We start from the raw sequence: 21,505 nt of genomic DNA, 5'->3' as shown, positions 1-21,505 counted from the left end.
ACCACTAGGCCGAATGGCCGATGGTGAGCCGCATCCCGCGCCGCTACAATGCGTCCATGTCGAAAATCAAACACGTTTCCGAGACACCTGCGACGCAATTCCTGCGCCGTCACAAGGTGGAGTTCGGCGAGCATCCGTACGATTACGTCGAGCATGGCGGCACCGAGGAATCGGCGCGGCAGCTCGGCGTGGACGAACATTGCGTGGTCAAGACGCTCGTGATGGAAGACGAGCACGCGAAGCCGCTCATCGTGCTGATGCACGGCGACCGCACCGTGTCCACGAAGAATCTCGCGCGGCAGACGGGCGCGAAACGCATCGAGCCTTGCAAGCCGGAGGTGGCGAACCGGCACTCCGGCTATCTCGTCGGCGGCACGTCGCCGTTCGGCACGAAGAAGGCGATGCCCGTGTACGTCGAATCGAGCATTCTCGATCTCGACACCATCTATCTGAACGGCGGGCGGCGCGGCTATCTCGTGAGCCTGAATCCCGCCGTGCTGACCGAACTGCTCGGTGCCAAGCCCGTGCAGTGCGCGAGCGTCGATTAGAATGCTGACCGCGCTTTCGCCCCGACTCGTCACGCTTAAAGAGAACACATGATTGATCTGATCGTCGCCGTCGTGTCCTACCTGATCGGCTCGATTTCGTTTGCCGTCGTCGTCAGCGCGGCGATGGGACTCGACGACCCGCGCTCCTACGGCTCGGGCAATCCCGGTGCGACCAACGTGCTGCGCACCGGTAACAAGCGCGCGGCCATCCTGACGCTGATCGGCGATGCCTTCAAAGGCTGGCTGCCCGTATGGCTCGTCGCGCACTTCGGCGCGCGCTTCGGGCTCGATGCGACGGGGCTTGCAACGTGCATCGCGCTGTCGGCCATCGCCGTATTCCTCGGCCATCTGTACCCGATCTTCTTCAAGTTTCAGGGCGGCAAGGGCGTGGCGACGGCCGCGGGCGTGCTGCTCGCGATTCATCCGGTGCTCGGGCTCGCGACGCTGCTGACGTGGCTCATCATCGCGTTCTTCTTCCGGTACTCGTCGCTTGCGGCGCTCATCGCTGCCGTGTTCGCGCCGTTCTTTCAGGTGTTCCTGTTCGGGCCGAGCCGCATCTCGCTCGCCGTGCTTGCCATGAGCGCGCTTCTAATCTGGCGGCATCGCGCGAACATTTCGAAGCTGCTTGCGGGCAAGGAAAGCCGCATCGGCGACAAGAAAAAGGCGGTGCAGTAAACAACAAAAAAGCCGTTCTGGCATTGCGCGGAACGGCTTTTTCGCAAGCGACTCGCGATAATCAGTCGCGGAAGTTGTTGAAGTCGAGCGGCGTATCCGTCACTTCTTTCTTCAAGAGCGCGATGGTGCTCTGCAAATCGTCGCGCTTCGCGCCTTGCACGCGCACGGCATCGCCCTGAATGCTCGCCTGCACCTTGATTTTGCTGTCCTTCACGATCTTGACGACCTTCTTCGCCAGATCGCCCGACACGCCTTTTTTGATGGTGACGACCTGCTTCAGCTTGTCGCCGCCGATCTTTTCCTGCTTGCCGTAGTCCAGGAAGCGCACGTCGACGCCGCGCTTCGCGAGCTTCGACAGCAGCACGTCCTTGACTTGGCCGAGCTTGAAGTCGTCGTCGGCGTAGAGCGTGAGTTCCCGCTCTTTCTGCTCGACGCGTGAATCCGAACCTTTGAAGTCGAAGCGCGTCGAGATTTCCTTGTTGGACTGCTCGATCGCGTTCTTCACTTCGATCATGTTTGCTTCGCTGACGACGTCAAACGATGGCATCTGTCTTCCCCTTCTTCGTTGGGCGAGGGCGGGCGCGGCGCGCGCACTCGCTATAATCACGGACCTGACGTCATTCTACCGACGCGCTTTGGTTTTCCCCAAGGCCGCTTCCATTCCAGCATTCGCCACGCGGTTCCTCATGTCCGACGCCTTCTTTCCCGCGCCCGCGCTCCTCGCGGATTACTCGCTGCGTCCGCACAACACGTTCGGCTTCGATGTTCGCGCGCGTCACGCGATGCAGATCAATAGCGTCGAAGCCGCCGCTGCGCTCGCCGCCGACGCGCGGATCGCCGGCATGCCTCGCCTCGTGCTCGGCGGCGGCAGCAACGTCGTGCTGACGCGCGATTTCGAGGGCGTCGCGCTCGTCGTCGGCATCATGGGCAAGCGTGTGATCGGCGAGGACGACGACGCGTATCTGGTCGAAGCCGGCGCGGGCGAGAATTGGCATGCGTTCGTTGCGTGGACGCTTGCACACGGCATGCCGGGCCTTGAAAACCTCGCGCTGATTCCGGGCACCGTGGGCGCCGCGCCGATCCAGAACATCGGCGCTTACGGCCTCGAAATGGGCGAACGCTTCGAGCGGCTTCACGCGGTGGAACTGGCGACGGGCGCGCGAGCCGTATTCGACCGCGATGCGTGTGCGTTCGGCTACCGCGACAGCTTTTTCAAGCGCGCGGGGCGCGGGCGGTTCCTGATCACGTCCGTGGTATTCCGTCTGCCAAAAGCGTGGAAGCCGCGCGCCGATTACGCGGACGTCGCGCGCGCGCTGGAAGGCGCGTCGTCGTGTGACGCGCAAGCCATTTTCGACGCCGTGATCGCCGTGCGTCGCGCGAAGCTGCCGGACTGGACGGTGCTCGGCAACGCGGGCAGTTTCTTCAAGAATCCGGTTGTCAGCGCAGAAGCCTTCGACGCGTTGCGCGCGCGCGAACCCGGCGTCGTCTCGTACGCGCAGCCGGACGGCAGCGTGAAGCTCGCGGCCGGCTGGTTGATCGACCAGTGCGGGTGGAAGGGGCGCGGCATCGGCGGGGCGGCGGTGCACGAGCGGCAAGCACTCGTGCTCGTGAATCGCGGCGGCGCGACCGGCGCGCAAGTGCTCCAGCTCGCGGAAGCGATCAAAAGCGATGTGCTCGCGCGCTTCGGCGTCGATTTGGAGATGGAGCCGGTCGTCGTCTGAAAAAGCGAACGCCGCCGGATGGCGCGTGGGGCGGCGTTTTCGTACTAGGGAGAATGCGCTCGCGCGCTCTGGCGTCGATCTGCAGAAGGGAGGGTCGTCATAAACGACAAACGCCGCCGGACGCGAGATCCGGCGGCGTGTTGATGCGAAAAAGCCCCCGTCAGTGGTTCAGCTTGCCGAGCAGCAGATATTCCATCAGCGCCTTCTGCACGTGCAGGCGGTTTTCCGCCTCGTCCCAAACGACGCTCTGCGGCCCGTCGATCACTTCCGCGCTCACTTCCTCGCCGCGATGCGCCGGCAGGCAATGCATGAAGAGCGCATCCGCGTTGGCGCGCGCCATCATGTCGGCATCGACGCAATAGTCCGCGAACGCCTTCTTGCGCGCCTCGTTCTCCGCCTCGAAACCCATGCTCGTCCACACGTCCGTGGTGACGAGGTCCGCGCCCGCGCAGGCTTCGTTCGGATCGGCGAATTCTTCGTAGAACGGCGCGCTCTCGGCCGCCACCAGTGTGCGGTCGAGCTTGTAGCCTTCCGGCGTGGACAGACGCAGCTTGAAGCCGAGAATCTGCGCGGCTTCGATCCACGTGTACAGCATGTTGTTGGCGTCGCCGACCCACGCGACGGTCTTGCCGTGAATCGGCCCACGATGCTCGTAATACGTGAAGATGTCGGCGAGCACCTGGCACGGATGGTATTCGTTGGTCAGCCCGTTGATGACCGGCACGCGCGAGTTCTCCGCGAATCGCTGGATGATGTCCTGCCCGAACGTGCGGATCATGATGATGTCCACCATGCGCGAAATGACTTGCGCCGCATCCTCGATCGGCTCCCCGCGCCCGAGTTGCGTGTCGCGCGTGCTCATGAACACCGCGTGACCGCCCAACTGGAAGATGCCCGCCTCGAACGAAAGGCGCGTGCGCGTCGAGTTCTTCTCGAAGATCATCGCGAGCGTGCGGTCGTGCAGCGGGTGATACGTCTCGTAGTTCTTGAACTTGCGCTTCAGAATGCGGGCGCGTTCCAGCACGTACTCGTAATCGTCGAGCGAAAAATCCTTGAACTGAAGATAGTGGCGAATTTTCTTGGCGGTCATGAAACGCAAGCGGCGACATCGAACCGGGTGCGCGACTGCCGGAAGACGTCGCTCGACCGGACGGCGCCGCCATCGGGAGTGGGTTGGCGTTCGAGCATAAAGGATTTTGCGAGGTTTGACGAGGCGGCGGAAAGGCCGACAGACAGGCGCGCGAGCCTGTGTGCGCTGCGGAAAAAGGGGCGCTGCGGTATAATTGGCGCCGCCTGCTTCAACAACTCTGCAACACTCAGTAACGCTCAGCACCGTTTCACGCGCATGGTCGGCGTTGGCTCGCAAGAGTCCGCTCGGCGTTCCTTTGCGCTTGCGATCTCTTCGTGCTGCCGAGTCCGCCATCCAGTCGCGGGCGCGGGCGGTCCTCTTCGGACCGTTGGCCAAGCGCCGCCCGGCGCTCGTGCCGGCCGGCGCGGTCGCCGCGTCAAGCGTGTGCATTCGCCGGTGCCGCCACCGGCCGACAAAAGGTATTGCTACATGGCTGAATCATCCCCTACCGAGTACTTCATACAAGGCATCACCAAGAGCGGGAGGAAGTTTCGGCCGAGCGACTGGTCGGAGCGCCTGTGCGGTGTCATGTCGGGCTTCGGGCCGAAAGCGAAAGGGCCGAACGCGCGCCTGCAATATTCCATCTATGTGCGCCCGACCATGATCGGCGATATCAAAGTCGTGATAGTCGATTCGCGTCTGCGCGACATCGAGCCGATGGCCTTCGACTTCGTGCTGAACTTCGCGAAGGACAACGACCTGGTGGTGACCGAGGCGTGCGAACTGCCGCCGCATCACGGCACGCAGACGCAGCAGCGTCGCTAGATCTAAAGCCGCACGTCGGCAGCAGGACGCAAAAAAGCCCGCGCAAGCGGGCTTTTTCGTTACAGCGCAGCGGAAACAGGAAGCCGTTCCGACGAGCGCGCGATTCTTAAAACCGCGAGCGCGCGCCGAAAACGAGCCGGAATTACTGGGCTGCGGGAGCCTGCAGACCCTTGATGGCTGCAGCCAGGCGGCTCTTGTGACGAGCGGCCTTGTTCTTGTGGATGATCTTCTTGTCCGCGATGATGTCCATCGTCTTGACCGACGACTTGAACACTTCGGCGGCCTTGGCCTGATCGCCGGCTTCGATTGCCTTGCGAACTGCCTTGATGGCCGTGCGGAACTTCGAGCGCAGCGCCGAGTTGTGCGAGTTGGCCTTGGCGGCCTGACGGGCGCGCTTGCGAGCTTGTGCGGTATTTGCCATGACGGTTCCTTATCCTGTTTCTGCTGTTACTTGTCGGAGCGGGCTTCACCTTCTGACCCGGCGGGCCGGAAGCGGTGATCGACGCGCGCTGCCTTTGATCTGAAATTCCGGAAAGCGATTGAGCGGTTAAGCCATTCGCCCGGAAACCTGAGACGCCCACGCTGGACGCCTTTGGAACACTGCCGACAGAGCCGGAAGTCGCGAAAAGCACGCCGGCGCTTCAAGTCAGACTTCCGCCGGATTCCCGTTTCGGGCGCAATTTCGCCAGAACCGGCCGTCGAAACCCGCGATTATAGCAAGCGAAGACGAGATATGACAAGCGCGACAGTGCGGGCGGCAGGCCGTGCCCGCGCCGCCACGAATTTGGTGCAATCCGTCATTCTCGCGGCGTTGCGCGCCAGCGTGACCGGAGCGCGTCACCCTCGGCCCGTATAATAAGCGCCCCATGAATCTATTCCGAGCCCTCCTGACGGTCAGCGGCTTCACGCTGCTGTCGCGCGTGACCGGCCTGATCCGCGAAACGCTGATCGCCCGAGCCTTCGGCGCCAGTCTCTACACCGACGCCTTTTACGTCGCGTTCCGCATTCCGAACCTGCTGCGGCGCCTGTCCGCGGAAGGCGCGTTCGCCCAGGCGTTCGTGCCGATCCTCGCCGAGTTCAAGAACAGCAAGGGGCATGATCCGACCAAGGCGCTCGTCGATGCCATGTCGACCGTGCTGACCTGGGGCCTTGTCGTGCTGTCGCTCGTCGGCATGGCGGGCGCGGGCTGGGTCGTGTTCGCGGTCGCGTCGGGGCTCAGGCACGACGGCGCGGCGTACGGCCTCGCTGTGGAGATGACGCGGATCATGTTCCCGTACATCATCTTCATTTCGATGACGACGCTCGCCTCGGGCGTCCTCAACACGTACAAGCAGTTCTCGCTGCCCGCGTTCGCGCCGGTGCTGCTCAACGTGGCGTTCATCTTCGCGGCGGTGTTCGTCGCGCCGCACATGAAAGTGCCGGTATACGCGCTCGCTTACGCGGTGATCGCGGGCGGCCTGCTGCAATTCCTCGTGCAACTGCCCGGCTTGAAGAAGATCGACATGATGCCGGCTGTCGGCCTGAACTTCCGGCGCGCGCTCGCGCATCCCGGCGTCAAACGCGTGCTCGCGAAGATGGTGCCCGCGACCTTCGCGGTGTCGGTCGGGCAGCTAAGCCTCATCATCAACACGAATATTGCGTCGAATATCGGGCAGGGCGCGGTGTCGTGGATCAACTACGCCGACCGGCTGATGGAATTCCCGACCGCGCTGCTCGGCGCGGCGCTCGGCACGATCCTGCTGCCGAGCTTGTCGAAAGCGCACGTCGACGCCAACGCCGACGAATATTCGGCGCTTCTCGACTGGGGCTTGCGCATCACGTTCCTGCTCGCCGCGCCCAGCGCCGTCGCGCTTTTCTTCTTCGCCGAGCCGCTCACCGCGACGCTTTTTCACTACGGCAAGTTCGACGGTCATTCGGTCGTGATGGTCGGCCGCGCGCTGTCGGCGTACGGCATCGGGCTCGTCGGGCTGATCCTGATCAAGATTCTCGCGCCCGGTTTCTACGCGAAGCAGGACATCAAGACGCCGGTGAAGATCGCCGTCGGCGTGCTCATCATGACGCAGGTGAGCAATTACATCTTCGTGCCGATTTTCTCGCACGCGGGGCTGACGCTGTCCATCGGCCTCGGCGCGCTCGCCAACGCGCTGCTGCTTTTCATCGGACTGCGCCGCCGCGGGATTTATCGGCCGTCGCCGGGCTGGACGCGCTTTTTCGTGCAGCTGATCGGCGCGTGCCTCGTGCTCGCCGGCGCGATGCACTGGGTGTCGGCCAATTTCGACTGGATTGCCATGCGCGCGACACCCTTCGCACGAATCATGCTGCTCGGAGCTAGCCTGGTTGTGTTCGCGGGACTGTATTTCGGTATGCTTTCCGCAATGGGCTTCAAATACGCTTACTTCAAGAGACGAGCGCATTGATGACGACGACGCGTATCCTCGACTATTTCTCGGCCCTGATGGCCGACGACGAGAGCCTGCCGCTCACGGAGGCCGCGCTGTCGCTCGCGCAGGACGCCTATCCGGACGTCGACATGCAAGCGGTGCTCGCGGAACTGGACGAACTGGTGGTGCGCGCGCGTCGCCGCATGCCGGAGGACGCGGACGTCAAACAACGCGTCGAGGCGCTCAATCGCTATTTCTTCCGCGAACTGGGCTTCTCCAGCAACCTGAACGATTACTACGATCCGGACAACAGTTATCTGAACGCCGTGCTGCGCCGTCGGCGCGGCATTCCGATTTCGCTTGCCGTCATCTATCTGGAAATGGCCGAGCAGCTTGGCTTGCCGGTGCAGGGCGTGTCGTTTCCGGGGCATTTCCTGTTGCGCGTCGCGACGCCGGGCAGCGATCTCATGCTCGATCCGACCACCGGCCAGTCGCTCTCCGAAGCGCAAATGGTCGAAATGCTGGAGCCGTATGTGCAGCGCGTCGGCGAATCGATCGGCAGCGCGTTGCGCGTGCTGTTGCAGCCCGCGACGCGCCGTGAAATCGTCGCGAGAATGCTGCGCAACCTCAAGAGCATCTATCTTCAGACGGAGCGTTGGCAGCGTCTGCTTGCCGTGCAGCAGCGGCTGGTGATCGCGTTGCCGGACAGTATCGAGGAAGTGCGCGACCGCGGCTTCGCGTACGCGCGGCTCGACTATTTGCGCCCCGCGCTCGAAGACCTTCAGCGCTATCTGGAAGACCGCCCCGACGCGGTGGATGCCACCGTCGTCGAGTCCGAGCTGCACGATCTGCGACTGCGCACGCAGGAAAACGGCGACTGAGCCCAGATTCAAGCGGCGCGCTTATTTCGGCTGCATGCGGATCGCGCCGTCGAGGCGGATCACTTCGCCATTGAGCATCGGGTTGTCGAAAATCTGCTTGACCAGCATCGCGAACTCGTCCGGCTTGCCGAAGCGGGAAGGGAACGGCACCATCGCGCCGAGCGCCGTCTGCACGTCGGGCGGCATGCCGAGCAGCATCGGCGTTTCGAAGATGCCCGGCGCAATCGTCATTACGCGGATGCCGCTGCGCGCGAGATCGCGGGCGATCGGCAGCGTCATGCCCACGACGCCGCTTTTGGACGCCGCGTACGCCGCCTGCCCGATTTGCCCGTCGAATGCCGCCACCGACGCCGTATTCACGATCACGCCGCGCTCGCCCGCGCCGTTCGGCTCGTTCTTCGACATCGCGTTGGCCGCGAGCCGGATCATGTTGAACGTGCCGATCAGATTGACCGCGACGACCTTGCTGAAGAGATCGAGCGGGTGCGGGCCGTCGCGCCCGACCGTCTTCGATGCCGGCGCGATGCCCGCGCAGTTCACGAGGCCGCGCAGCGTGCCGAGCTTGGTCGCGGCATCGACGGCGCGTTGCCCGTCGTCTTCGCGGCTCACGTCGCACTTCACGAACACGCCGGACAATTCGCGCGCAAGCGCTTCGCCCGCGTCTTCGTTCATGTCGGCGATCACGGGCTTGCCGCCATTGCCCGCGACGGTTCGCGCGGTCGCCGCGCCGAGGCCCGAGGCGCCGCCCGTGATCAACACGACGTTGTCTTTCATCTCCATGTGTCTTCTCCTTGTAGTGTGGCCCTCGCGGGCGACGCGTCGATTGTAGCCAACGCGTTGCCGCGCGCGCGCATAAAAAAACCCGCTCGTTCGGAGCGGGTTTCTTGGATGCTCGGCTGCTTACTTCAGCGCAGCGAACACGCGATCGCGGATTTCATCGACACTGCCGGAACCCGAGATGCGCCGGTATTGAGGCGCCTTCAGCCCGTCTTCCGTGGCGCCCGACTTCGCCCAGTCGTTGTAATACGCGATGAGCGGCTTCGTCTGCGCGTCGTACACGTCGAGACGCTTGCGCACGGTCTCTTCCTTGTCGTCCTCGCGCTGGATGAGCGGCTCGCCGGTTACGTCGTCCACCATGTCGTTCTTCGGCGGATTGAACGTGACGTGATACGTGCGCCCCGACGGCGCATGCACGCGACGCCCGCTCATGCGGGTGATGATCTCGTTGAAGGGCACGTCGATTTCGAGCACGTAGTCGATCACGACGCCCGCGCTCTTCATGGCTTCCGCTTGCGGGATGGTGCGCGGGAAGCCGTCGAACAGATAACCGTTGGTGCAGTCGCTTTCCAGCAGCCGCTCCTTCACCAGATTGATGATGAGCAGGTCCGGCACGAGTTCGCCCGCGTCCATGTAGCGCTTCGCCTCGACGCCGAGCGGGGAGCCGGCTTTCACGGCGGCGCGCAGCATGTCGCCGGTGGAAATCTGCGGAATGCCGAATTTCTCCTTGATGAAGTTTGCCTGGGTGCCCTTGCCCGCGCCGGGTGCGCCCAACAGGATCAACCGCATGGTGATATCTCCGAATCGTCTAGAAACCGCTGGCGCGAGGTTCGTGACATCCGGCGGCGACGCTCGGGCGGCGTCGACGACAGGCGGCGCGGCCGATTCGACAGGCAGCGCGGCACCCGCGGACAGCGGCGCAACGTTGAGCGTGGCGCTGACCGGAAGGCTCGCGCAATCGCTTGATTATGCCACGCCTCATTACGATCGCGGCCCTGATAGCGATTATGGAAACCGCTAAGACGCCCGTCGCGCGGGCGTTTGGCGGGGTATACACCGGTTGCGCGATGCGTTCAGTTCGCGCGTGGAAAGAGCGCCTGCGCGCGCGCGAGGTCCGCGGGCGTGTCGACGCCGGGCGGCGGCGCGTCTTGCGTGACAAGCACCGCGATACGCTCGCCGTGCCACAACGCGCGCAGTTGTTCGAGGGCTTCGGCCGCTTCGATAGGCGCTTGAGCAAGCGTCGGGAAGTCGCGCAGAAACTTCGCGCGGTAGGCGTAGAGCCCGATATGCCGCAGCACGTTGTCCGGCACGGCGGGCAGCGCGGACAGCGCGGCGACGTCGGGCCAGTGCGGCTGCCACGCATCGCGCGACCACGGAATCGGCGCGCGGGAGAAGTAGAGCGCGACGCTCTTCGCATCCAGCGCGACCTTCACCACGTTCGGATTGAAGACGTCGGCGGGATCGTGGATCGGATGCGCGGCCGTCGCGATCGCGCATTCGCCGTGCGCCGCGAGATGCGCGGCGACATCGCGCACGAGTTCCGGGTCGATCAGCGGTTCGTCGCCCTGCACGTTCACGACGATGGTCTCGTCGCTCCAGTTCAGGCGCGTGGCGACTTCGGCGAGGCGGTCGGTGCCGGTTGGGTGATCGCTGCGCGTGAGCATCACTTCGATGCCGTGATCGCGGGCTGCTTCGACGACGAGGTGCGAGTCCGTCGCGACGAGCACGTGACTCGCGCCGGATTCACGCGCCCGCTCGGCGACGCGCACGACCATCGGTTTGCCGCCGAGATCGGCGAGCGGCTTGTTCGGCAGCCGCGTGGACGCGAGACGCGCGGGAATGACGGCGATGAACGGCACGGACATGACGATGACTTCAGACGTCGCCGACAGGCTTCAACGGCGTGACGGGCGTGCCTTCGACGGTCTGCCGCGCTTCGTCCACGAGCATCACCGGAATGCCGTCGCGAATGGGATAAGCGAGTTTGTCCGCGTTGCAGACGAGTTCCTGTGCCGCGCGGTCGTAGTTGAGCGGGCCCTTGCAGATAGGGCAGACGAGGATTTCAAGCAGACGTGCGTCCACGGAGTTTCTCCACAACGAGAGCGATGAGGCGAGGGCTGAGCACGGCTTGCACGGGAACGACCCAGATGCGCGCGTCGCGCCAAGCTCCGAATTTTACTGCATCCTTTTCCGTGATCAGGATCGCGTCCGCTTCCACCGAGGCGAACGGATTCTCGCGGTACGCGTAGTGATCGGGGAAGGCGCGCGTCGTCGGCGCGATGCCCGCCGCGCGCAGCGTCGCGAAAAAGCGCTCGGGCGATCCGATGCCCGCCGCCGCGACCACTTTCTCGCCGGCGAACTGCGCGAGCGGCCGGCGCACCGAGGGATCGTCGAGCAGCCACGCGTCGCCGGGTTCGAGATCGAGCGCGAACGTGTTCGGCCACGGCGGCAGCGTGCGGTCGTAGGGACTGTTGATGAGCGTGGCATCGCGATGACGCGACATCGGCTCGCGCAAAGGACCTGCGGGCAGCAGAAAGCCGTTGCCGCCGAGCCGGTCGTCGAACACGACGAGTTCGAAGACGCGCGCGAGGCGATAGTGCTGCAGGCCGTCGTCGCTCACGATCACGTCGACATTCCGATGCGCGTTCAGCAAGGCGCGCGCGGCGGCGACGCGGTCCGGACAGACGAACACCGGCGCATGCGTGCGGCGCGCGATCAGAAGCGGCTCGTCGCCGACTTGGTTCGCGAGGCTCGCGGGCGTGACGCTTGTCGGCTCGGCGACCTTCGCGCCGTATCCGCGGGAGACGACGCCCGGCTGGAAGCCCGCCGCCCGCAGCGCCTCGACGAGCGCGATGACGGTCGGCGTCTTGCCCGTGCCGCCGACGGTCACGTTGCCGACGACGACCACCGGCACGCCGACATCGACGCGCTTCATCCAGCCCACGTCGAAGAACGCGCGGCGCGTCGCGGCGATCGCGCCGAACACGCACGCAAACGGCGTCAGCGCCCACGCGACGCCGCCGCGCCGACGCCATTCGCGGGCGAAGAAGTTTTCGATCGGCGGCTTGAAGTCAGACATGGACCGCCTTCGCGCGTACGGCTTGCAATGCGCAGTAACGCGGGAACGATCTCGGGTACGGCAGGGCGCGCAACGGCAACTCCTTCGGTTTCGGTATGCGTTGTACGGTTCGACCGGCGGTGCGCGCTCGAAGGTCCCAATCAACCTCGGAACCGCGCGACCGGTGCACGACCCGGCACTCTATCGCGCGAACGCGCTCTTCGCCAGTCGGTGCGGCCGTTCGCGGCACCGACGCAAACTGTGGATAACTCTGTGAAGAACTTGGCGTTCAAAAAGGCGAAATCCGCTTCAGGAAAGAGTTGCTTCGGGAAATTGCCTGGCTTGCTGCAATAAAACGCGTCGAATCAAAGACTTGCTACGAACTCATGGGCGTCCGGCGGCCGTCGGGGAGCCGTATCGGTAACTTCTTCTGTGTGGACACTTGCTACACTTGCGGGGCCTTGCCAGGCGGACCGCGCCGGGCGACGCGCCTCTCATCCGATCTCAACCATGACTCCCGATTCCTTGCCGACGCCAGGTGGCGACGCCGTCATCCCCGTTTCCGTGCTCAACCGTGCGATCGGCACGATGCTGGAGCGGTCGTTTCCGCTCGTCTGGGTATCGGGCGAAGTGTCGAACTTCACGCGCGCCGCGAGCGGCCACTGGTACTTTTCGATCAAGGACGCCAACGCGCAGATGCGCTGCGTGATGTTCCGAAGCCGCGCGCAGTACGCCGAGTTCGTTCCGCGCGAAGGCGACAAGATCGAAGTGCGCGCGCTCGTCACCATGTACGAGCCGCGCGGCGAATTGCAACTGAGCGTCGAAGCGGTGCGGCGCACGGGGCAGGGGCGCCTGTACGAAGCGTTTTTGCGCCTCAAGGCGCAACTGGAGAGCGAAGGCCTCTTCGCCGCCGAGCGCAAGCGCGCGCTGCCGACGCATCCGCGCGGCATCGGCATCGTCACGTCTTTGCAGGCCGCCGCGTTGCGCGACGTGCTGACCACGCTCGCGCGCCGCGCGCCGCACGTGCCGGTGATCGTGTATCCGGGGCCGGTGCAGGGCACGGGCGCCGGCGCGAAACTCGCGGCGATGGTCGAAGCGGCCAACGCGCGGCGCGAAGTCGATGTGCTGATCGTGTGCCGCGGCGGTGGGTCCATCGAAGACTTGTGGGCATTCAACGAGGAAGTGCTCGCCCGGGCGATAGCCGCGAGCGAACTGCCGGTGGTGAGCGGCGTCGGTCACGAGACGGACTTCACCATCGCCGATTTCGCCGCCGATGTCCGCGCGCCCACGCCGACCGGCGCAGCAGAGCTCGTGAGTCCGCAGCGCGTGTTGTTGCTGCGCGAGCTGGATCATCGCCACGCGGCGCTCGCGCGCGCGTTCGGACGCACGATGGAGCGTCGCGCGCAGCAACTCGACTGGCTCGCGCGCAGGCTCGTGAGTCCCGCCGAGCGGCTCGCGCGGCAGCGCGTGCATCTGCGGCAACTCGCGAGCCGTCTTGCAACAGCCGGCGCGCGGCCCGTGCGCGATGCGCGCGCGCACTTCGCGCTCGTGCGCTATCGCTGGGAGCGCAGGCGGCCGGATGTCGCCGCGCAAAGCGAGCACCTGCTGCGGCTTGCGCAGCGCATGAAAAGCGCGAACGAGCGTCGTCGCGAGCGCGAGAAAGCGCGCGTATCCGAGCTCGCGGCGCGTTTGCAGGTGCTGAGTCCGCAGCGCACGCTGGAACGCGGTTATGCCGCGCTCATCGACACGCAAACGGGCCGAGCGCTGCGCGCGCCGAACGCGCTGAAGCCCAAGCGCGCGCTCACGGTTCACCTCGCGCAAGGCTCGGCGGATGTCGTTCTCGCCGACGTTCAGCCGCGTCTGTCCGACGATTTCTGACGCGTTTCGCGCTCGCGCCACGGCGTAATTTCGACGTGGCGCGAAGCGCGGCCGCGAGCACTTTTTACGCCGCTTTTGACGGTATGAAAGCGATCTTCCTCATAAAGGCGGGCGGTTTGCGGGGTTATCCCAACTCGCCTACAATCCATTGCTCCACTGCTTCACTCCTCACAGTCCCACAATCCACATAGAAAGGAAGCTCGCAATCATGGAACATACGCTCCCGCCGCTGCCGTTCGACAAGAACGCGCTCGCACCGCACATGTCGGAAGAAACGCTCGAGTTTCACTATGGCAAGCACCACCAGACCTATGTGACCAAGCTCAACGAGCTGATCAAGGGCACTGAATTCGAGAACATGCAGCTCGAAGAGATCGTGAAGAAGTCGTCGGGCGGCGTGTTCAACAACGCGGCTCAGACGTGGAATCACACGTTCTTCTGGAATAGCCTGTCGCCGAACGGCGGCGGCGCTCCGACCGGCGCGCTGGCCGACGCAATCAACGCGAAATACGGCTCCTTCGACAAGTTCAAGGAAGAGTTCGCGAAGGTCGCCGTGGGCACGTTCGGCTCGGGCTGGACGTGGCTTGTGAAGAAGACGGACGGCTCGCTCGATATCGTCTCGACGAGCAACGCCGCGACGCCGCTGACCACCGACAGCAAGCCGCTCGTCACGCTGGACGTGTGGGAGCATGCGTACTACATCGACTATCGCAATGCGCGTCCGAAGTTCATCGAGGCATTCTGGAACATCGTAAACTGGGACTTCGCTTCGAAGAATTTCGGCGCGTGAGTTCGTGGCGCTGACCGGATAGCGCTGGTAAGTGCCGCAAAGTTCGTTGGATGTTAAGTATCTGAAAGCCCTCCGTGCGAGGGCTTTCTTGTTTCCGGAGTCGGCTGACTAGGGCGCGGTCTTTTGCGGCTGGGCTGAAAACTGACGCGGACGAGCTGCCACTTGCGCAGCGGAAGCGCGAACCGACGATGCACCGCATCAGGCGCAGTATCTTCGTTCGCTGTGCTGAGCGACTCATTCTTTCTTATACGCAGACCGCGCCAACGCTCCCGCGACGGCGAGCCCCGAGTCCTTCTTCTCGCGCATTCCGACTTGGCCGCGCCGCCCCATTGTGTCTATGAACACGGTGATTCCGCTAAATGAACGTCGCGCAGATAAACGGCAGCGTCGACAATTCGGTCGCCTCGCTTTCTCCATAACACTGAAGTCGCAGATAAGCAGATCCGAACGACTGATTCCTTGTTATTTCTTTTTGTCCAGGCGATAACTTCCGTTACCAGAAGTGCAACACGGCGCGAACCATGACGATTCCATTCGACAGCCAGGAAAAGTGTCAGCACTCCAATACGGCGACGAAAGAAAATGTCGGCACCGTTTTGCAGTTGGGCGACGTCCGCAAGGACGGCCGTTATCTGCAATGAGAAAGATCGCGCCGGTCGAACGAGTCGATGCGACCCGCAGAGAAAGCGGTACCGAGCCTCTATTCATGCAAGAGACGCTCGGTTGGCGCGGTTGGGCGGCTTTGTTGACAGCACTTAGTCTGCTGTCCATAGCAGTCACCGGTTTCACGATCGACAGTAACAATATCTTCCACTTGCCGATTCTGGAGGGCTTGTGGCGCGAACCGCAGTTCGCGCACGATGCCTTCATTCAGTCGCTGCGTTATTTCGCTTCCGGATTTTGGCTTCTTCAGGTGGGCATCGCCGACGACAGCAATGTGCTGAAGTTCTTTCTTCCGTGGCTGTTTGTTTCTCGACTGCTTTTCTTCGCGGGCATCGGCTCCTGGATCGGCATTCTGGGGCTGAAGGGGCGAACGCAGACGCTGATTTTCATGCTGCTGTGCGCGGTCATCGGCTTGCTGCGCGGCGAATCTTTCGCTGGCGAAGGCGGAATCGCCATCAGTTCTTTCAGCCACTCGGAACTCGGCAACGGCTTGGGCCTGATTGCGCTCTCGCTCGTGTGGCGCCACCGTTATGCTTGGGCGCTGGCCGTGGCAGGGCTCGTATTCGCACTCAACATCTTCATGGCCGTCTGGCTTGCGCCGCTCATGGTGGCGATGGTTTGGTTGCAATGGCGAGAACAAGCGCTATCCATTGGGTGCCTCGTGCGCAGAAGTTGGCCCGGCTTGCTCGCGTGTGTCGTGCTGGCGCTTCCGGTGTTGGTCAATCTTTCGCACAACCCCGAATTGGGCAAAAGGCCCGATTACGATTTCCGCGTGTATTTGCTCGAGCATTGGCCCGATCACTTTCTGGCGATGCACTTAGCGCTCAGGCAATACGTCGGCTTTGCGGTCGTTATCGCGACCGCCTTCGTCTCGGCATCGCAGTTGCCGCGAGAGCGGGCGCGGCTGATGTTTGCGCTGACGGGTGTGTTGCTGGGAACGTGGGCGATCGGCGCGCTGCTACCGCTGGTCACTACGTCGCCCACGCTGTTCAATCTTCATCTGCTGCGCTCGACGACGTATCTGCAAATATTGGCCGGGCTTGCGCTCGCAGCCGTCATCACGCGATGGATGACCTCGGCGAACGAGGCGGATCGCTTTGTATGGGCGCCTCTGCTGATTTGTCCGGTGGTTGTCAGCCCCTTGGGCGCTGCGATGCTGCTTCCTGTGCTAGCCGTGCGAAAGATCTGGCAACCCGGTGCGCGGCTCGCCAGCCCGATCGTCGCGGCATTGCTGCTGACGCTGTCTACCGCGGGAACGGTGGCGCAGATCGTCAAGCAGTATCGCCGCGTTTCGGACGCTGCCGCAAAGCGCGCGGACTGGCTCGCCGTGGCCGGATGGGCGAAAGCCAATACGCCTCCTGATACCGTCTTCCTTTTGCCGGTGATGCGGCTGTACGAGCGCAGCCCCCTGCCGGAAGCGCCGTCGCGCATGAGAGACTTGCTGATCGGCAGCGAGGTGTTTCCCACGATGTCGCATCGCCAGGTTTGGATCATGGGTAAATATGGCGCGGCGGCGCTATGGCTGCCCAGCTACTACCACACTTGGCACCAGCGGATGGTGAGCAGTCTCGGCGCCGCAAGCCTGCCGGAACGCATGGCTTACGCGCGCAGTAATGCTATCGGCATGGTGGTGGATGATTGCGGCGTCGCGGGCAGTCATGTTCCGGTCTACCGGTCGGGCAGACTCTGCGTCTTTTCGTCGGATGATCAGGAGGGTGAGTGAGCGATGCCCGCGTCGGGTGGCTTGGCCGGACTAAGGACGCGGCTGTCATCCGCATGGCGCGCGCTGTAACGACGCGGCGCCTTCACGCGACTCTCCCAGCGTGAGCTCGCGCGTCCTGAGTCCTAAAGTTCCACGGTAACGTTCCGTTATTTCATTGTCGGCATCCGTCGAGAGCGGCGGCCTGTGCTCACTCCGAAGACAATGAACTCGCCATGAAACTCGTATCGAAACTCTGCCTGCTCGCTCTGCCCATCCTCGCCGCATGCGGCGGCGGCGGCGGCGACGACAAGACCTGCGTGTCGGATCTCAGCAATCTGACGAAATCCTGTGTTCCCAAGACGTCTCACGCATTGCCCGAAGGCCTCTGGTACGGATCGGCGAATTCGTCGCAGTCGTTCGCGGCGCAGACCATCGTGCTGGAAAACGGGCAGTACTACAGCATCTACACGCAGAGCGGCTCGTTCGTGTGGATGATCGAAGGCATCATGACGGCTACCGACGGCGCGCTCACCGATTCAGCGACGGTCGGCTTCCACAACCTCGGCGCGATTCGCGCAGGCACGCTGACGGGCAACTTCACGACGAAGAGCGCGCTTTCCGCCACCACGAGTCTCTACGTTGCGCCTGACACGACCGCCACCGCCTTCAACGGCAACTACAACGCGACCTACGACACGCCGCTCGCCCTGAGCGATGTCGCGCGTACGTGGACGAGCGGCGCGGGCTATAACCCGGTCTCGACGATCACCATCGCCGCCGACGGCACGGCCAACGGCACGCAGAGCGCATGCACGTTCTCGGGCAGCTTCAAGCCACGCGCAACCGGCAAGCATCTGCTCGACGGCACGCTGAATTTCAGCGGCGCGTTGTGCGGTCTCAACAACGTGTCGATGCCCGTCGAAGCGACGGTCGTAAACGGCTTGCTCACCGTGGTCGGCGTGACGCCGCAGCGGGACCAGGCGTTTTATCTGGCGGCGCAGTAAGAGTGGTGTCGTTGCGGGCCGGGGGCGGTGCACGCTAGACCAGCGCCTCGGCTGACGCAATCGAGCTGATGCCGTCAGCAACGCCGCAAGCGGCCGTTTTATGCGTTCATTCACGCCCGCCCGATAAAATAGCGATCTCTCCCTGCACCACCGCTTCATCATGAAACGCTTCGCTGCCCTCTGCGTCGCGACGTGGACTTCCGCCGCGCTGCTTTACTTCGGACGCCACTCCGCCGCGCTCATCGTGATGTCGGGTGTGCTCGCGCTGGCGGCCTTCGATCTTCTGCGCCCGGAATCGAACGAAAGCGCGTGACGCCGCCGGTCGCGAAGTATCGCGCGACGAGCAGCGCGTACAGCAGCCATACCGCGACCGTATAACTCGCGCCGCGCGACGCGAACGCCATCACCGCAATCGCCAGGCTCGCGAGCAGCAATTCGACTCGCGGCGCGACCCGCGACGGCCGCGCGCCAGCCCGCTCGAATGCCGTGCCGAAAAGAATGCACACCGGGATCAGCGCAACGACCAGATGCACCGGCTCCAGCATCGGGGATGCGACGAGCATCGTCATCGTGGCGAGCGCGAAGTCGATGCGACGGTCCGCGTGGCGCCGCGCCACCAGTACCACGCCCAGCGTGCAGACGACCAAGGCGGTGGCGATCCATACCGCGCCGAGCATCGGCTGAGACGCGCTGAGGCCGGCGCTCTCCATCACCGTTTGCAGGCCGCCGCGCAGCGCAACGTTGATCGGCGCGCCGCCGAGCATGAGGTTCTGCGTGTTGAGGCGCGGCATGTCGGATACGACGTAATGCCAGATCGCAAGAAAACCGAGCGCCCACGCCGTGATGGCGGTCAGCACGACGGACGTCACGAAGGTGAAGAGGGCAGTGCGCCATTCGCGTCGCAACAGCAGCAGACCCGCAATGGCGATGGGCGTCACCTTCAGCGCGATCGCCACGCCGAGAAACACGCCCGCGAGCCCGCGATTGCCGCGATCGATGAAGAAGAACGTCGCCGCGAGCAGGAAGAACAGCAACTCGTTCGACTGGCCCCAGTACACATCGTCGAAGAAAGGGCGGCTCAAGAGCGCGAGCGCGACGATCAGCAGCACGACGCCGCGATCCGCGCCCCGATACGCGAGCTTCGCGACCATCGCGACGCCCAGCGCGAACAGCATGAGCGATCCGCCGACCCACACGGCCTTCGCCGCGAGCGGCGAGAGTGCGCCGAGCGGCGAGAACAGCCACGCGAATTGCGGCGGATACGCATAGAACACGTCCATGCCGGCATCGCGGGCGCCGATCGAGCGCATGAACGCGACGAGGCCCGCGTGATCGTAGAGCACCGTCGCATCGGCAGGATGGCGCAGCACGGTCGTGAACGCGTACAGGTAGTAGTTGAAATCGCTGAAGGCGTTCGCGGGATCGGCGCGGAACTGCGCGTAGACGTGCGGCACGCGCGCCGCGATCATCGCTAGTGCAACGACGATCAGCGTCGTCGAAATTGCGCCGAGGCTCGGCGCGGACTTGCCCGTGGCAGTCCGTGAGATGAGCATGACAGTTCCCCGAAACGAATCTTTTTTTGATATTCGCGCGGCTCAGGCCGTGGCCGGAGCGGGCGCGTAAAGCAGCAGAACACTGGCGATCAACAACGTGGCGCCGGCAAGCGTGCGCAGCGACATGGCTTCGCCGAGCACCACGCCGAACAGCATGATTTCGAGTATCGTCACCGCGACCATCAGCGGATACGCCACGCTCAGTTCCACGCGCCGCAGCGCGAGCGCATACAGCACGAAGCCCGCGCCATAAGCGCCGATCGCCCCGAGTCGGTAGATGAGCGCGCGCGGCTCCATGCCGAAGACGAGCGCGTGGCCGCTCGCCGGCAGCGTGCCCGCGAGACGCAGCAGGATACTCGCGAGCGCACTGCACGTGCCGCTCAGAAGAAGCGTGATGTATTGCATGAAGCGCAGGTCAGGTTGGAGCTAGATCGCCGCGACGATCGTGGCGATGCATAGACAGATGACGAGCAGGCTCAGGCGGTTCTTGATCGCGTAGACGATCGGGTCGTCGTGCATTTCGCCGCGAAACGCGAGCATCCACACGCGACTCACCCAGTACAGCAAGAGCCCGAAGAGCACCCATAGCGCGTGCGGATGCCGATACAGCAGCCGCACGTCCGACGAGTTCAGATACAGCGCCAGCACCAACACGGCGACATACCCCGACGCGGTGCCGAACGAACGCAGAATGCCCAGATCCTGCGTGACGTAGCCGCGCCCGGCCGCCGACACCTTGCCGTCGCGCAAGAGCGCGTCGAGTTCCGTGTAACGCTTGACCATCGCGAGGCTCAGGAAGATGAGCACCGAGAACATGATGAGCCAGTCCGACAGCAGGATATCGGCCGCCGCGCCGCCCGCGATCACGCGCGACGTATAAAGCGCGGCGAGCGTGAAGACATCCACCAGCATCAGGCGCTTGAGCTTGAACGAATACGCGAGCGTCACGATGAAGTAGCCGCCGAGCACCAGTTGAAAGTTGGGCGCGAGTTGCGCGGCAAGCGCGGCGGATGCGACGAGCAGCGTCAACGTGAGCGCCATGCCGTAGGTCAGCGGCAGTTGTCCCGACGCGAACGGCCGGTTGCGCTTCTTGGCGTGGCGACGGTCCGAGTCGAGATCGAGCATGTCGTTCAGCAGATACACCGCGGAGGCGCAGAAGCTGAACGAGAAGAACGCGAGCGTTTCGGCGAGCAGCATCGCCGGATCGGTGAAGCGGTGCGACGCGAGCAGCGGCACGAAAATCAGCAGGTTTTTTACCCACTGGTACACGCGCATTTCCTTGAGCGTCAGGCGAACGAGCGAGCGCTTTTCTTCGAAGAAGACGATCGTCTTGTTCACCCTTTCAGCCGCCGCCGCGATGTGCCGATTGCCGACGACGATCGCCTGCCGCGACGCCTTCCAGACCGGCACGTCGGCGAGCGCGTTGCCGCAGTAATCGAAACCGTGTGCGCCGAATTCCTTCGTGAGCGCGCCGGCCTTTTGGCTGCCTTTGAGGTTGTGCGCGTGATCGCTCGCAAGCACGCCCGTGAAGATGCCGAAGTGCTTGGCGATCTGTTCTGCGAACTGTTTGTTCGACGCGGTGCAGAGATAAAGGTCGCGTCCCGATTGACGCTGCTCCCGCAGATATTCGACGAAACGCGCGTTATACGGCAGCACGGACACATCGATGGCCACGCGCTCGGCGATCTGCGCCTTCAGGTACGCCTTGCCGCGCAAGAGCCAGACAAAGCAGTAGAGGATATAGACCGGATTCTTCTTGACGAGCACGAGGAACGATTCGACCAGCAGATCGGTGGCGGTCAGCGTGCCGTCCAGATCGACGCACAGGGGAACGCTAGCTTCGGCCATGATTTCCTCGTTGCGATCATTCGTCGTGAGATTCGGGCGGGCGCCGCCGAACCGTTTGCGTACAGAATAACGAGGGCTCTTTTTCTAGCTCTGTGCGTTAGGGCACTCGTGTCGCGCGCCCGAGACAGTACG

General features: G+C 63.8%; 21 protein-coding genes. 10 read left to right on the top strand and 11 right to left on the bottom strand.

Going from position 1 to position 21,505, the window contains the following annotated elements; genetic code table 11:
• Positions 1-56: 56 nt before the first annotated feature.
• Positions 57-548 (top strand): Cys-tRNA(Pro) deacylase, encoded by a 492-nt coding sequence (gene ybaK, locus HWX53_RS22190; protein ID WP_175944871.1) that lies wholly within the window; start codon positions 57-59, stop codon positions 546-548.
• Between the two features lie 48 nt (positions 549-596).
• On the top strand, positions 597-1,223 hold the full coding sequence (gene plsY / locus HWX53_RS22185; RefSeq protein WP_175944869.1) for a glycerol-3-phosphate 1-O-acyltransferase PlsY: 627 nt from the start codon (positions 597-599) through the stop codon (positions 1,221-1,223).
• Positions 1,224-1,284: 61 nt separating this feature from the next.
• Here plsY and HWX53_RS22180 read toward each other — a convergent pair whose 3' ends face one another.
• Positions 1,285-1,770 (bottom strand): YajQ family cyclic di-GMP-binding protein, encoded by a 486-nt coding sequence (locus HWX53_RS22180; RefSeq protein WP_175944867.1) that lies wholly within the window; start codon positions 1,768-1,770, stop codon positions 1,285-1,287.
• Positions 1,771-1,909: 139 nt separating this feature from the next.
• On the opposite strand from HWX53_RS22180, the gene murB reads away from it, so the two are divergent.
• The gene (gene murB / locus HWX53_RS22175) at positions 1,910-2,944 is read left to right on the top strand and encodes a UDP-N-acetylmuramate dehydrogenase (protein ID WP_175944865.1); all 1,035 of its coding nucleotides are present in this window, start codon (positions 1,910-1,912) and stop codon (positions 2,942-2,944) included.
• Positions 2,945-3,104: 160 nt separating this feature from the next.
• Here the strand turns inward: murB and argF are convergent, their stop codons facing one another.
• Positions 3,105-4,034, bottom strand: a complete 930-nt coding sequence (gene argF, locus HWX53_RS22170) for an ornithine carbamoyltransferase (RefSeq protein WP_175944863.1) — start codon at positions 4,032-4,034, stop codon at positions 3,105-3,107.
• Between the two features lie 468 nt (positions 4,035-4,502).
• On the opposite strand from argF, the gene HWX53_RS22165 reads away from it, so the two are divergent.
• On the top strand, positions 4,503-4,838 hold the full coding sequence (locus HWX53_RS22165; protein ID WP_175944861.1) for a DUF3579 domain-containing protein: 336 nt from the start codon (positions 4,503-4,505) through the stop codon (positions 4,836-4,838).
• A gap of 142 nt (positions 4,839-4,980) precedes the next feature.
• Here HWX53_RS22165 and rpsT read toward each other — a convergent pair whose 3' ends face one another.
• Positions 4,981-5,259: a 30S ribosomal protein S20 gene (gene rpsT, locus HWX53_RS22160; RefSeq protein WP_159836876.1), complete on the bottom strand. Its 279-nt coding sequence runs from the start codon at positions 5,257-5,259 to the stop codon at positions 4,981-4,983.
• 445 nt (positions 5,260-5,704) lie between these two features.
• Between rpsT and murJ the strand changes: the two genes are divergently transcribed.
• Positions 5,705-7,255, top strand: coding sequence for a murein biosynthesis integral membrane protein MurJ (gene murJ / locus HWX53_RS22155; protein WP_175944859.1), 1,551 nt, complete (start codon positions 5,705-5,707; stop codon positions 7,253-7,255).
• Positions 7,255-8,100: a SirB1 family protein gene (locus HWX53_RS22150; RefSeq protein WP_175944856.1), complete on the top strand. Its 846-nt coding sequence runs from the start codon at positions 7,255-7,257 to the stop codon at positions 8,098-8,100. Before murJ ends, HWX53_RS22150 begins: the two co-directional genes overlap by 1 nt.
• 21 nt (positions 8,101-8,121) lie before the next feature.
• Here HWX53_RS22150 and HWX53_RS22145 read toward each other — a convergent pair whose 3' ends face one another.
• The 5 genes from HWX53_RS22145 to lpxK form a co-directional block, all read right to left on the bottom strand.
• Positions 8,122-8,880 (bottom strand): 3-hydroxyacyl-CoA dehydrogenase, encoded by a 759-nt coding sequence (locus HWX53_RS22145; RefSeq protein ID WP_175944854.1) that lies wholly within the window; start codon positions 8,878-8,880, stop codon positions 8,122-8,124.
• A 120-nt stretch (positions 8,881-9,000) separates the two neighbouring features.
• A complete protein-coding gene (gene adk, locus HWX53_RS22140) occupies positions 9,001-9,666 on the bottom strand; it encodes an adenylate kinase (RefSeq protein WP_175944852.1) in 666 nt (221 codons plus the stop codon).
• Between the two features lie 284 nt (positions 9,667-9,950).
• Positions 9,951-10,742, bottom strand: a complete 792-nt coding sequence (gene kdsB, locus HWX53_RS22135; RefSeq protein ID WP_175944850.1) for a 3-deoxy-manno-octulosonate cytidylyltransferase — start codon at positions 10,740-10,742, stop codon at positions 9,951-9,953.
• Between the two features lie 10 nt (positions 10,743-10,752).
• Positions 10,753-10,959 (bottom strand): Trm112 family protein, encoded by a 207-nt coding sequence (locus tag HWX53_RS22130; protein ID WP_175944848.1) that lies wholly within the window; start codon positions 10,957-10,959, stop codon positions 10,753-10,755.
• Positions 10,940-11,956, bottom strand: a complete 1,017-nt coding sequence (lpxK, locus tag HWX53_RS22125) for a tetraacyldisaccharide 4'-kinase (RefSeq protein ID WP_175944847.1) — start codon at positions 11,954-11,956, stop codon at positions 10,940-10,942. The genes HWX53_RS22130 and lpxK overlap by 20 nt, the downstream gene beginning before the upstream one ends.
• A 489-nt stretch (positions 11,957-12,445) precedes the next feature.
• Here lpxK and xseA point away from each other — a divergent pair, with 489 nt between their 5' ends.
• From xseA to HWX53_RS22105, 4 genes are all read left to right on the top strand, one after another.
• Positions 12,446-13,813, top strand: a complete 1,368-nt coding sequence (xseA, locus tag HWX53_RS22120; RefSeq protein ID WP_175944845.1) for an exodeoxyribonuclease VII large subunit — start codon at positions 12,446-12,448, stop codon at positions 13,811-13,813.
• Positions 13,814-14,021: 208 nt separating this feature from the next.
• Entirely contained in the window at positions 14,022-14,603 is a 582-nt protein-coding gene (locus HWX53_RS22115; protein WP_175944843.1) for a Fe-Mn family superoxide dismutase, read from the top strand.
• A 706-nt stretch (positions 14,604-15,309) separates the two neighbouring features.
• A complete protein-coding gene (locus HWX53_RS22110; protein WP_208454810.1) occupies positions 15,310-16,989 on the top strand; it encodes a DUF6798 domain-containing protein in 1,680 nt (559 codons plus the stop codon).
• Positions 16,990-17,201: 212 nt separating this feature from the next.
• On the top strand, positions 17,202-17,972 hold the full coding sequence (locus tag HWX53_RS22105; protein WP_175944839.1) for a hypothetical protein: 771 nt from the start codon (positions 17,202-17,204) through the stop codon (positions 17,970-17,972).
• A 239-nt stretch (positions 17,973-18,211) separates the two neighbouring features.
• Here the strand turns inward: HWX53_RS22105 and HWX53_RS22100 are convergent, their stop codons facing one another.
• From HWX53_RS22100 to HWX53_RS22090, 3 genes are read right to left on the bottom strand one after another with little or no spacing between them, the layout of a single operon-like run.
• Positions 18,212-19,525, bottom strand: a complete 1,314-nt coding sequence (locus HWX53_RS22100; protein ID WP_175944837.1) for a glycosyltransferase family 87 protein — start codon at positions 19,523-19,525, stop codon at positions 18,212-18,214.
• 42 nt (positions 19,526-19,567) lie between these two features.
• Positions 19,568-19,930, bottom strand: coding sequence for an SMR family transporter (locus HWX53_RS22095; RefSeq protein WP_175944835.1), 363 nt, complete (start codon positions 19,928-19,930; stop codon positions 19,568-19,570).
• Between the two features lie 21 nt (positions 19,931-19,951).
• Complete coding sequence (locus tag HWX53_RS22090) at positions 19,952-21,373, bottom strand: UbiA family prenyltransferase (protein ID WP_175944833.1); 1,422 nt, start codon at positions 21,371-21,373, stop codon at positions 19,952-19,954.
• Positions 21,374-21,505 lie beyond the last annotated feature (132 nt).

Origin of the sequence: Caballeronia sp. BCC1704 (assembly GCF_902833455.1) — a bacterium.
Lineage (GTDB): Bacteria > Pseudomonadota > Gammaproteobacteria > Burkholderiales > Burkholderiaceae > Caballeronia.
The sequence above is the reverse complement of the archived record's forward strand: the minus strand, read 5'-3'. Positions and strand labels throughout refer to the sequence as shown.

Excerpts from the sequence above, each read along its gene's own strand:
- argF (WP_175944863.1), bottom strand. The coding sequence starts at position 4,034 with ATGACCGCCAAGAAAATTCGCCACTATCTTCAGTTCAAGGATTTTTCG.
- HWX53_RS22180 (WP_175944867.1), bottom strand. The coding sequence starts at position 1,770 with ATGCCATCGTTTGACGTCGTCAGCGAAGCAAACATGATCGAAGTGAAG.
- HWX53_RS22090 (WP_175944833.1), bottom strand. The coding sequence starts at position 21,373 with ATGGCCGAAGCTAGCGTTCCCCTGTGCGTCGATCTGGACGGCACGCTG.
- HWX53_RS22165 (WP_175944861.1), top strand. The coding sequence starts at position 4,503 with ATGGCTGAATCATCCCCTACCGAGTACTTCATACAAGGCATCACCAAG.
- HWX53_RS22105 (WP_175944839.1), top strand. The coding sequence starts at position 17,202 with ATGAAACTCGTATCGAAACTCTGCCTGCTCGCTCTGCCCATCCTCGCC.
- ybaK (WP_175944871.1), top strand. The coding sequence starts at position 57 with ATGTCGAAAATCAAACACGTTTCCGAGACACCTGCGACGCAATTCCTG.
- murB (WP_175944865.1), top strand. The coding sequence starts at position 1,910 with ATGTCCGACGCCTTCTTTCCCGCGCCCGCGCTCCTCGCGGATTACTCG.
- kdsB (WP_175944850.1), bottom strand. The coding sequence starts at position 10,742 with ATGTCCGTGCCGTTCATCGCCGTCATTCCCGCGCGTCTCGCGTCCACG.
- HWX53_RS22100 (WP_175944837.1), bottom strand. The coding sequence starts at position 19,525 with ATGCTCATCTCACGGACTGCCACGGGCAAGTCCGCGCCGAGCCTCGGC.
- HWX53_RS22145 (WP_175944854.1), bottom strand. The coding sequence starts at position 8,880 with ATGGAGATGAAAGACAACGTCGTGTTGATCACGGGCGGCGCCTCGGGC.
- xseA (WP_175944845.1), top strand. The coding sequence starts at position 12,446 with ATGACTCCCGATTCCTTGCCGACGCCAGGTGGCGACGCCGTCATCCCC.
- adk (WP_175944852.1), bottom strand. The coding sequence starts at position 9,666 with ATGCGGTTGATCCTGTTGGGCGCACCCGGCGCGGGCAAGGGCACCCAG.
- rpsT (WP_159836876.1), bottom strand. The coding sequence starts at position 5,259 with ATGGCAAATACCGCACAAGCTCGCAAGCGCGCCCGTCAGGCCGCCAAG.
- HWX53_RS22095 (WP_175944835.1), bottom strand. The coding sequence starts at position 19,930 with ATGCAATACATCACGCTTCTTCTGAGCGGCACGTGCAGTGCGCTCGCG.
- lpxK (WP_175944847.1), bottom strand. The coding sequence starts at position 11,956 with ATGTCTGACTTCAAGCCGCCGATCGAAAACTTCTTCGCCCGCGAATGG.
- plsY (WP_175944869.1), top strand. The coding sequence starts at position 597 with ATGATTGATCTGATCGTCGCCGTCGTGTCCTACCTGATCGGCTCGATT.
- HWX53_RS22150 (WP_175944856.1), top strand. The coding sequence starts at position 7,255 with ATGACGACGACGCGTATCCTCGACTATTTCTCGGCCCTGATGGCCGAC.
- murJ (WP_175944859.1), top strand. The coding sequence starts at position 5,705 with ATGAATCTATTCCGAGCCCTCCTGACGGTCAGCGGCTTCACGCTGCTG.
- HWX53_RS22115 (WP_175944843.1), top strand. The coding sequence starts at position 14,022 with ATGGAACATACGCTCCCGCCGCTGCCGTTCGACAAGAACGCGCTCGCA.
- HWX53_RS22110 (WP_208454810.1), top strand. The coding sequence starts at position 15,310 with ATGCAAGAGACGCTCGGTTGGCGCGGTTGGGCGGCTTTGTTGACAGCA.